This window comes from Sabulicella glaciei (assembly GCF_026183895.1).
Lineage (GTDB): Bacteria > Pseudomonadota > Alphaproteobacteria > Acetobacterales > Acetobacteraceae > Roseococcus > Roseococcus glaciei.
Window position 1 is genome coordinate 61,545 of sequence record NZ_JAPFQI010000023.1, and the last position, 9,926, is coordinate 71,470.

Here is a 9,926-nt window from a genome sequence, read left to right on the forward strand (position 1 = left end):
GGGATGCTGAACTGCGCGCCGGGAATCAGGAGACGAAGCATGGCGACGAACACGGCGGAGATGCCGCCCCTCGACGAGGCGGTGCTTCCGCCCGGCATCCGCTCGCGCTTCGTCAGCGGCGTCAACGGCATGCAGATGCACGTGCTGGAAGCGGGACACGAGGCGAAGGACCGTCCCTGCGTCCTGCTGCTGCACGGCTTTCCGGAGATCGCCTATTCGTGGCGCACGGTGATGCCGGCCCTGGCCGAAGCCGGCTTCCACGTCGTCGCGCCCGACCAGCGCGGCTATGGGCGGACCACGGGCTGGGACCCCGAATATGACGGCGACCTCCGCTCCTTCCGCCTGCTGAACCTGGTGGGCGATGCGCTCGCGCTTCTTTCGGCCCTCGGGGTGCGCTCCGTGCACGCGGTGGTGGGGCATGATTTCGGCGCCTCGGTGGCGGCCTGGTCCGCGCTGGTGCGGCCCGACGTGTTCCGCTCCGTCGCGCTGATGAGCGCGCCCTTCGCAGGCCCGCCCTCCCTGCCCTTCGGCACTGCCGACGCGCCGCCGCAAGCCGCCAAAGCCGGCCCGGACATCCACGAGGCGCTGGCCCGGCTCCCGCGCCCGCGCAAGCACTACCAGTGGCACTATTCCACGCGCGCCGCGAATGCGGAGATGTGGCGGCCGCCGGAGGGCGTCCACGCCTTCCTGCGCGCCTATTTCCACAACAAGAGCGCGGACTGGGCGGAGAACCAGCCCAAGCCGCTGGCAGGCTGGACCGCAGAGGAACTCGCGAAGCTGCCCACCTACTACGTCATGGATCTGGATCGCGGGATGGCGGAAACCGTCGCCCCCCACATGCCGGGCGCGGCGGATGTCGCGGCATGCCGCTGGCTGCCCGAGGCCGAGCTGTCCGTCTACAGCACCGAATACGCCCGCACCGGCTTCCAGGGCGGGCTGCAATGGTACCGATGCCGGACCGAGGGCGTGAACGAACCGGATCTGCGCGTCTTTTCCGGCCGCACCATCGACGTGCCCTCCGTGTTCATCGCCGGGGCGCAGGATTGGGGCATCCATCAGACGCCCGGTGCCCTCGACGCGATGCAAAGCCGGGCCTGCACGCAGATGCTGGGCTGCCACCTCATCGAGGGCGCAGGCCATTGGGTCCAGCAGGAGCAGCCGGAGGCGGTGACGGACCGGCTGCTGGAGTTCCTGCGGCGGGGCTGATTCCCGGCTTCTTCACGGAATGGCGGGCGGTGCGGACGGCAAAGGCGTTTCCTTCCGCGCGCCGGCCTGCGAAGCTGCGCCGCCGGGCCCACGGATCAAGGGCAGGAACCAGCCGATGCCGCGCACGGTGCTGACCGAACGGCTTGGGATCGCGCTTCCGATCGTGCAGGCCGGGCTGGGTCCGGCCGGACGACCCCCGCTGGCGGCTTCGGTCAGCGCCGCCGGCGCGCTTGGGATGCTGTCGGGCCTTGGCGCGCTTTCCCCTGCCAGCATCCGCCGTGAGATCCGGGAGGTGCGCGCCCGCACCGACCGGCCTTTCGGGGTGAACCTGCTGCTCAACGCGCCGCCCGATGCGCTGCAGCCGCGCCTCGCCGCTTGCCTGGAGGAGGGCGTTTCGGCGGTCTCCTTTTTCTGGGGCGATCCGGCACCGCATGTCGAAGCCTGCCATCGGGCTGGTGCGGTGGTGCTGGCCTGCGTGGGCTCCGTTGGGGAAGCGCGCCTCGCCGCGGCAGCCGGCGTGGACGTCGTGGCCGCCCAAGGCTGGGAGGCAGGCGGCCATGTCCGGGGCGAGGTTTCCACCCTGGCCCTGGTGCCGCGTGTGGTGGACGCCGTGGCGCCGCTGCCGGTGCTCGCCGCGGGCGGGATCGCCGATGGGCGTGGCCTCGCCGCCGCGCTCACCCTGGGCGCGGCGGGCGCCTATGTCGGCACGGCCCTGCTTCTGGCGGAGGAGGCATCGGTGCATCCGCATTACCGCGCGCGGCTGCTCGCCGCGACGGAGGCGGACACGGCGCACACGCGGCTTTTCGACGGCGGCTTCGGAAGCGCGCCGCACCGGGTGCTGCGCAACAGCACCCTGGCCGCTTGGGAGGCGGCGGGACGGCCGCCCCCAGGCCAACGCCCCGGCGAAGGGCAGGTCGTCGCCACCTCGCCGCGTGGGCCGATCCCACGCTACCGCGCCACGGTCGCGAGCTTGGATGTGGAGGGCGACGTGGAGGCCATGCCGCTCTGGGCCGGTCAGGGCGTGGGGCTCGCAACGCGTGTCCGGCCGGCGGCCGAGATCCTCGCTGACATGGCCTCCTGTGCCGAGGCGACGTTGCGGCGGTTGGGTGGTGGGGCCCGCCCGCCGGCCGACATTCCCCTCTAGCTTTGCCCCGTCATGCAGCGCCTGATGCGGCGGCTGTGAGCGGATGCGGCTCAGCGCCTCCCGTTGAGGGCGGCGCGCAGGCGCTCGAAGCGGCATGACGGCGGCTTATCCGCAGCAGCTGCTGGTCCCAGCGCTGATGTTGCGCACGGCGCCGTCAGCCAGGCGGACGCTCTCCTGCCTTGAACGCGTCGAGCTTGCGGCGCGCGGCACGTCGGCGAAGGACAGGCAGCAGCGTTGAAAGCACTCCGGGGACGGGACCCAGCGCCTGCACGCCCCAGCGAAGCGCGTTGCACTCATCCACTTGGCGCGCGATCCGTCCATCACGGAACGCGAAGGAGGAGCGCAACTCGTTGTGGACCGGGCGACCGGGTGCATCAGGCGCCGAACGGAACGTGTAATCGGCGGTCCAGCGCGCATGCCCTTCCTGCCTGCTGGCATCCTCCACCACATAGGTCATGCGCAGGTCGGAAGCCGCGATCATGCGCCACATCGCGTGGATCTCGCTTCGGCCCGAAAGGGAGAAGGCGATGTCCTCGAAGGTGGCGTCCTCCGTGTAGCAGGCCGCGATCGCCTCGTGGTCGCGCCGCTGCACGGCTGCGAAGAACCGCTCCAGCAGTTGTCGCTCCGCGGAGCGGGTTTCCCCGTCCCGCTGAGTGCCGTCTTCCGATTTCGTGTGGCTGCTCATCGTGACGCCATCCTCCTCGCCCCGGGAAAGGCGAGGGACACGCGAGTGAGAGGCCGAGGCGAGGTGGTGAGGCGACCGCATGTCGCCGTGATGCTCGCCACGCAGTCGCGCAGGGTGAGGATCATGACCGATCTCTCCAGCATCGGCGACGCAACGCTGTTCCCATTGCCCGTCAGGGCTTGCAGCGAATGCCGATCGCCACGAATGCGATCCTTCTAGCATGGGGAGCCAATTACCCCGCAAGGATTCTACGCCATTCAAGACTAGCCCGATGCAAGGAGCAGGCTCCGCTTCCCGAAGCGAGGAACGTGGGGCCGGTCCTCCTCCACGGTATCGGCGAGGTCGCGAAGCGCCGCCGCCATGGCCCTGAGCGATGCCGCCTTGCCCTCAAGCCGTCTTACCTCCGCTTCTGCCTGCGCCCGCACCTTCTCGGGCGTTGCGCGGCCATCCCAGAGGCTGAGCAGCGCCTTCACCTCCGCAAGTGGCATGGCGAGGTCGCGCGCATGCCGGATGAAGCGCAGCGTGGCCACGGTCTGCTCCGTATAGACCCGGTAGTTGTTGGCGTGCCGCCTGGGCCGCACCAAGCCGATGGCCTCGTAGTGCCGGATCATCTTGGCGTTCACCTCGCTGCGCCGGGCTGCCTCACCGATCTTCATTCCGGGTCCCTTCACCGTTCAGGGCGGCTAGGTCTGCAAGCTTTGTGCCAGGGAAGCTTTTTCAGTTGCACCAGTTGCTTACGGGGAAGACAGACCCGGAACCGTCAGGAAACGTAAAGAATTACTTCATTGTCAGGCTTGCCCCGGACTTCCCCACAGCAGCTGCGCAGGGGCAGGAAACGAACCTCAAGTTCGGCGGCGAGGTGCGGCGGGTCGTTTCGGAGGTGAGGAAGCGCGGCAGGCGGCCCGGAAACACGGTCCGCGAATTCCGCCCAGCCCATCGGACATCGCCGTTGGCCCGGCGCTCAAGGGCTTCCTGTCGGGAGTGACGAGCTACAGCGGCACCAGCCTCACCGCACTTGATGAGGGTGGCAGCACATAAGCCTCAGGGCTGCCTGCCACCTGGGTGCTGTGGCAGTCTCAAAGAAACGCTGCCATCAAGGCTCGCGCCCCGCGAAGCCCGACAGGATCGCATCGGCGTGATGCACCACCTCCCGCAGCTCAGGAGAGGTTTCCGCCACCTTCCCGATGGCCGTGCGCGCTGCGTGGGTGACCCTCATGCGCTCGCCATGGGTCAGTTCGTGGCGCGTCGCCAAGTGAGCAAGGACGCTTCCGACCAAAGCCACTTGCTCAAGGAGCCAATCCTCCGATGCAGCACGGCAGCCCTCTGTCATTCCGCGCTACCTCTCGTTGCGCTCCTGATCGGAAGCAAAACGCAGGCTAGATAAATGCGATGCAATGGATCACCGAAATTCCACTCACCTTGGGCTCGCACATCCTTTGCATTCGGCACCGAGGATCGTGAGCACCAGAAGCGACGAAGCCACAGCGCCGGAGGCGGGGCTTGCGGACGGCGCAGGCAAGCGGCGTGGGTCGACGGCGCCTTGCCTGGGCCTCCTGGGGGTTGGCATCCCCGACACAGTTCTCTTGAACGGAGGAACAGAACGGAGGCGGAGACGACCGTCGCGCAAGCTTCCGAGCGAAAGGTGGAAACCATCGGAGCGGACTACTACCAACTAGTAAGTCCCTGAAAAACATGTCGCTTTCTGGACCTTCGCATGGGGTGTGGCGCACTCCTGTGCCGGGGGAAAGTGCATGATACGGCTCGAGGATCCATTGGCCGAAGCAGAGCGGCTTGTCCGTGAAGCGGAGGAGCGGGTCACAGGCAAACGCGCCCTGTCCGATCGCCTGGAGCAAGAAGGGCACCCCGAACTGGCGACCTCGGCCCGCGCAGTCTTGGCGGTCTATGAAAGGACCCTCGAACTCCTGCGTGAGCATTTGCACCGTGAGCGCCAAGCGCGCAGCCCCGGGTCCTGAGCAATGGAAAACCCCGTCGCCCTGGCCAAGCAGCAATTGTGGCAAGCGGAAAGGCGCGTCCTGTATCAGCGGGCCATCCTGGAAGTGGCCGAGGGCAGGGACGATGCGGAGGCGGCAAGGGTCCCTCGCAAGACTTTGGCCGAACTGGAAGCAGCCCTCCATTGCGCACGCCGCCAGCTGCGGACGCAGCAGGAAGTCCTCTGCCCGGAGCCGTAATGCACAGGGGCCCAGCCCCAGTGTCCATCCGCCGGCCGGCTGAACGGGGACGCGCCTCAGGTCTAGCTTGAGATGCCGCGCGTCCTGCCTTGCTTCCATCAGCCCCGGCTAAGGCTTCGATCTGCATCTCACGACGAGCATAGCCATCCGAATCGTGGGGCCGCAGCCCTCGCCGGAGGTTGCGACAGCCATGGACGGAACGGCCCTCCAGCCAGAACGTGTGGCGGCCTCGCTCTTGCCTCCATGCCACAGACTCGCAGCGGCCCCATGACGTCACGGTTCGGCAATCGTCTGGCTACCGGCGAGGAGGATCAGGTCATGCAGCGAAAGCGACCGCCTCGGAGAGCCTTCAAGGACCGAACGCCAATGGGATGTCGCTGCCGGCTTTGCGCACCGAACCGCACGAAGGACATTTAACCAGGGCCCGGTCGGGCCGGGGGAGTTGATGCCGGAGACCGCGTTATGGCGTTCGCTTCATACCGCTGACGGAGCGCCGAAAGCGGCCGACAGCCAGAAGGCGGGAATGCTCGGCGAGCGGGAGAGCCGTCCGCTCTGCCACGGCACCAAGTCGGATCCTGAGCCGATGCACGCACCCAGAGCGTCCCCGGAAGCTTGTCGACTTTCTTTACAGATCCACCGGTTCATCCGGCGATATACATAACAAGACTTGCTTTACAGAGAGTTGTCGGCATGGCACGGCACTTGCTTCGTAGGGAATGACGGGCCGGAAGCTCGTTGCGACCTTTGCGGACACAATTCGAGTTCCAAAAAGGTTCGGAGACAGCAACGGCACACCGGTTTGAGGAGCATCTCGATGAAGAAGCTGGCACTACTGGCGACGACCGCCGCCTTCGTTGGTCTGAGCGCTATCGCTCAGGCGGCGCCGACCACCATCATCACCTGGGCGCAGAACGCGACGGGCAACACCGTCACGGCCGCCGCCAACGGCGGCAACACTCAGACGAGCCTCGTCGGAAGCGATGTCGCGATCACGGTGTCGGGCTATGATAATGGCGTCGCGACGCCCTTTCAGGCCTTCCTGAACCTGACCGCGACCAGCACCGGCGCCGCGACGCTCATCGGCGGCGACGATATCCGCCAGGCCTTCGCCGGCACCTTCACCATCACCTCCGGCGCGGGCGGCGGGGGCATCAACTACCTGTCGGGCACTTTCTCCGACATCGCCCTGGCCGGCTCGCGCATCAGTGGTCCGGCTGGCGGCTTCCAGGTCAGCCTGATCGCCTCCGATCCGCCGGGGACCGTGAACCTGACCTCCGATGAGATCCCGACCGCCAAGCTGCAGGATCCGTCGGCGATCGGCTTCACCTTCACGGCGCTTTCCTCCGCGTTCAACATCTGCGGCTCGACGATCTGCAGCTTCACGGCGAGCGTTAGCGGCAATGCCAGCTCCTCGCAGGTCGCTGTTCCGGCCCCGGCTGGCCTCGCCTTCCTCGGCCTCGGCCTGCTCGGCCTTGCCGTGGTTCGCCGCAAGGTCGCGGCCTGAGCACAAGCCGCATCCTTTAGCGGCGTAAGAGAATAGGGACGGCCCCGGCTCGCAAGAGCCGGGGCCGCTTCTGTGTGGAGATGACGGCGGCAGCGGACCCAAGGTCGGCCGAGCCTGAGATGATTCAGCGGGTGAAGGCTTGGGGATGGCATGGTGACAGCACCACCGTTGTGCGGTGCGATGCCCCGTGGATGAGAGTGGAGCGCTGGCGTGCGCCTGCCGGCACGGCTACAAGCGCGCGTCGTGGAGATGGTGCGCGAGGCTGCGAAACGACCCGCGATTTGATGCAGGGCCGAGCGCCGCTCGCACCTTCCGTTCAAGTCCGATCATTGCCGCAGGAACGCGCGGTGCAGGGCGCTTTCCGCGAGCGTGATGCCTCCCCGGGAGATGTCGCTGACTCCGCCCCTTCACGGATGCACTCGTTGCCCAAGAAGTCTCCGATGAGCGAGCCTGGATGAAGCCACCGCCTACGCGCAGGACCCGTTGAGCGCTCGCGGCGGGGTGCTCAAACCTGCCGCTGACGCCGCGGCGAGGGATGCTGGATGTTCGCGTCGCTCGATCCATCAACAAAAACGCTCCGGCCCTTTGGGAGCAAGGCCGGAGCGCGCACGCCTGAACTATGGGGGTAGTGTGTTCAGGCGGCCTTGCGGCGGACCATGCCGAGGCCGAGCAGACCGAGGCCCATCAGGGCGAGGCCAGCCGGCGCAGGCACGGGCGTCGTGGTGGCCGGACCCAGGCGGACCTGGTCCAGCTCACTGATGAGCGAGATGCCCACGGTCGAGACCAGGGTGAAGCTCACCGCCACCTGACCGTCCAGGGAACCGAGCGTGAAGAAGTTCTGACCGTTCCCGCTCAGTGCAATGTTGTTGAAGTTGAAAACGTTGCCGAACTGGTCGATGGCGGTGAAGTCAGCAAAGCCATTGGCGGTGGCATCCAGGTTGAACTGGAGCTTGTCGAAGCCCACCGTTGGGTCATCAAGGGCGATGGTGATGGTGTTGAACGTACCATCCTGCGCCTGGATGGAGGCCTGGCCGCCGCCACTGATGTTCAGCATCTCGTTGCTGGTGAAGTTCACCAGGGTGGTGTGTGAGCTTTGGAGGCACCCCTGCACCGTCGTGCCGCTTGAGGCCGTTCCGCAGGCATTGAAGATGACGTTGCTGACGTCACCCGAGCCGCCGCGCCGTGAAGCCCCAGCGCGCGAGGTAGGTGCCCATGGTTCGGACGGCCAGCCGCACGCCGAAGCGCTGCCAGATCAATTCCCGCACCGCAGCCCGGCTCCACAGCGCGAAGGGCAGGTCCAGTTCGTCAGGCGTGTGGCGCCGGATCAGGCCACGCGCCGTCGCCTCCTGCTTGGCAGAAAGAAACCGGCCGTGCCCCGGTTCGGGCCCGCGTGGACCCGTCTTTAGCCCAGCCGCGCCACGTTCGGCATAGCGCTGGCAAATGTTGAGCACCCCGGTCGCGCTGAGGCCGACCTGGGCGGCGACCTCAGCGTAGGTCATGCCGGCTTGGCGCAGACCAATCACCTGTCGCCGGCGTTCTTCTTGCGCTGCCGCCGGCAGCTTGCGCATGTCCACATGCCTCATGCTGCCCATCTGGGCCGATCCTATCTCCCCCTCAAGAGCACCCAGGCCGGATCAATAAGTGGCTTTAGGGAACTGCCGGTCGTGGTCGACGAGCGAGACAAGGGCCGTGGGCTCGTCGCGCGTCTCGCGGGCGTGCCGCGTCAGTTGACCAAAACCCTTCTCCGATGGCACGTCCAGGAGCATGGTCGCGTGAAGTGCTGCGAGCCGGACGGGATCTGCAACTGGCTCTTCAGGGAGGGCGGCGCGACCTCCTGGTCAGTGAAGAACGAGCAACAGGAATGCTGGTCTTCCCGTTGGGCGCGTGCAGCCCATGGAGAGATGCAGCCTTGGTCCTTGCAGGGCTCCAGGGGGCCTCGAGATCGGGTAGATCTGGACACCGGGGGTGCAGCGCGGCGAGCCGCTCCCCGAAGCTGCGCCCGCCTTGAGCCAGTCGTGTGTCGCGGCTGCCAAGCGTATCTACCCCGCCCGAAGGTGCGCCGCGCTGGAGCAAACCAGCGGAAAGACGCTCCGGCCCTTGTGGGACCGGAGCGCTGCCTTGTGTTTGCTGACGCGGAAGGCGTCAGGCAGCCTTGCGGCGCACCATTCCGAGGCCCAGCAGTCCCGCGCCGAGCAAGGCCAGGCCGGCAGGCGCCGGCACGGGCACGGAGGGACGATCTGCCACACCTACAAGCGTGGAGCTGGCAAAGAAGGCGCTCGACACGGGGCCGCCCTGCTGAACAACTCGAACGGTGACGTTCAGTAGACCGTCGGCCTGAAGCGAAGCCATGATCGTACCACTGACATCGGTGTCGATGTTGAACAGGAACGTCGAACCGGCATTGGCGATGGGGCCGAGGGCAATGAACGAGCCAAGTTCGAAGCGCACCTGAGCATCCTCGGAGCCACCATTATCGACGAAACGGAGCGTCAGCGTCCCGTCCTGAATGGTGTCCGTGGCGATGTTGATGCTGTCATTGATGTTGTGCGTGAAGCTGTAGGCAGCACCGCCGGCCGTCAGAAGGACCCCCGACCCGCCCGGCGCGGTGAACACGTCCGTGAACGGAATAAGTTCGGCCTTTGACGGCGAAGCAGCGAAGACGGCTGCAGTCAGCGTCAGAGCTGCCAGCATAGAGCGAACGTGAAGCATGCGATTGTCCCTTGTCTCTCACGCCAGCGACCTACCGCCAGCTAGAGGGTTTCAGCAACAATCGTGCCAATTTGAAGTTCGCAACTGAATCAAGTGGTTGAGAGCGTCCGATTGCCGCTTTACAGAAAAGTGTAAAAAACGCCGAAACATCTCGAATGATACAATCATCTCTTATTGTGGACATTGGGTAATCGCGGCCTGAGCGGAGCCCGCTCAAAGTGCCTCGATCCGGGCGGTGTCGCCCGGCATCTCGCACGATGGGAGACCGCTCAATGACCCACTTTGTCGGCCTGGACGTTTCGCAGAAGGTGACGGCCATCTGTGTCGTGGACGGCACCGGCCGCCGTGTCTGGCGCGGCCAGTGCGCCACGCTGTCAAGCGACACCGGAAACGCCCCCCTTGTCGCCATGAAATCTCCCCCCTGTTTTAGGTCTTCACTGCCGCGGGCTCTGGCGTGGTGCTCCGGAGCAGGCCCGAGCGGCGCTTCTC

Annotated in this window: 10 protein-coding genes; 4 read left to right on the forward strand and 6 right to left on the reverse strand. The window is 66.5% G+C overall.

The genetic code is table 11. The annotated features are described in order from the left end of the window. The first annotated feature begins 39 nt into the window (after positions 1–39). Both OF850_RS20130 and OF850_RS20135 read left to right on the forward strand, forming a co-directional pair. The gene (locus OF850_RS20130; RefSeq protein ID WP_301592128.1) at positions 40–1,206 is read left to right on the forward strand and encodes an alpha/beta hydrolase; all 1,167 of its coding nucleotides are present in this window, start codon (positions 40–42) and stop codon (positions 1,204–1,206) included. Between the two features lie 115 nt (positions 1,207–1,321). Beyond that, the gene (locus OF850_RS20135) at positions 1,322–2,350 is read left to right on the forward strand and encodes an NAD(P)H-dependent flavin oxidoreductase (protein WP_301592129.1); all 1,029 of its coding nucleotides are present in this window, start codon (positions 1,322–1,324) and stop codon (positions 2,348–2,350) included. A gap of 154 nt (positions 2,351–2,504) precedes the next feature. Here the strand turns inward: OF850_RS20135 and OF850_RS20140 are convergent, their stop codons facing one another. The 3 genes from OF850_RS20140 to OF850_RS20150 form a co-directional block, all read right to left on the reverse strand. Further along, positions 2,505–3,035, reverse strand: a complete 531-nt coding sequence (locus OF850_RS20140; protein WP_301592130.1) for a nuclear transport factor 2 family protein — start codon at positions 3,033–3,035, stop codon at positions 2,505–2,507. Between the two features lie 263 nt (positions 3,036–3,298). After that, positions 3,299–3,691: a MerR family transcriptional regulator gene (locus OF850_RS20145; protein WP_301592131.1), complete on the reverse strand. Its 393-nt coding sequence runs from the start codon at positions 3,689–3,691 to the stop codon at positions 3,299–3,301. Between the two features lie 437 nt (positions 3,692–4,128). Continuing rightward, on the reverse strand, positions 4,129–4,287 hold the full coding sequence (locus OF850_RS20150; RefSeq protein WP_301592132.1) for a hypothetical protein: 159 nt from the start codon (positions 4,285–4,287) through the stop codon (positions 4,129–4,131). A 499-nt stretch (positions 4,288–4,786) separates the two neighbouring features. On the opposite strand from OF850_RS20150, the gene OF850_RS20155 reads away from it, so the two are divergent. Then, the gene (locus OF850_RS20155) at positions 4,787–5,008 is read left to right on the forward strand and encodes a hypothetical protein (protein ID WP_301592133.1); all 222 of its coding nucleotides are present in this window, start codon (positions 4,787–4,789) and stop codon (positions 5,006–5,008) included. Positions 5,009–6,038: 1,030 nt separating this feature from the next. After that, complete coding sequence (locus OF850_RS20160; protein ID WP_301592134.1) at positions 6,039–6,728, forward strand: hypothetical protein; 690 nt, start codon at positions 6,039–6,041, stop codon at positions 6,726–6,728. A 634-nt stretch (positions 6,729–7,362) separates the two neighbouring features. On the opposite strand, the gene OF850_RS20165 is transcribed toward OF850_RS20160, so the two are convergent. The 3 genes from OF850_RS20165 to OF850_RS20175 form a co-directional block, all read right to left on the reverse strand. Next, on the reverse strand, positions 7,363–7,839 hold the full coding sequence (locus tag OF850_RS20165) for a PEP-CTERM sorting domain-containing protein (protein WP_301592135.1): 477 nt from the start codon (positions 7,837–7,839) through the stop codon (positions 7,363–7,365). A 52-nt stretch (positions 7,840–7,891) separates the two neighbouring features. After that, positions 7,892–8,296 carry a winged helix-turn-helix domain-containing protein gene (locus tag OF850_RS20170; RefSeq protein WP_301592136.1) on the reverse strand — a complete coding sequence of 135 codons (405 nt, stop codon included), beginning with the start codon at positions 8,294–8,296 and terminating at the stop codon, positions 7,892–7,894. 574 nt (positions 8,297–8,870) lie between these two features. Beyond that, positions 8,871–9,437: a PEP-CTERM sorting domain-containing protein gene (locus OF850_RS20175; protein ID WP_301592137.1), complete on the reverse strand. Its 567-nt coding sequence runs from the start codon at positions 9,435–9,437 to the stop codon at positions 8,871–8,873. Positions 9,438–9,926 lie beyond the last annotated feature (489 nt).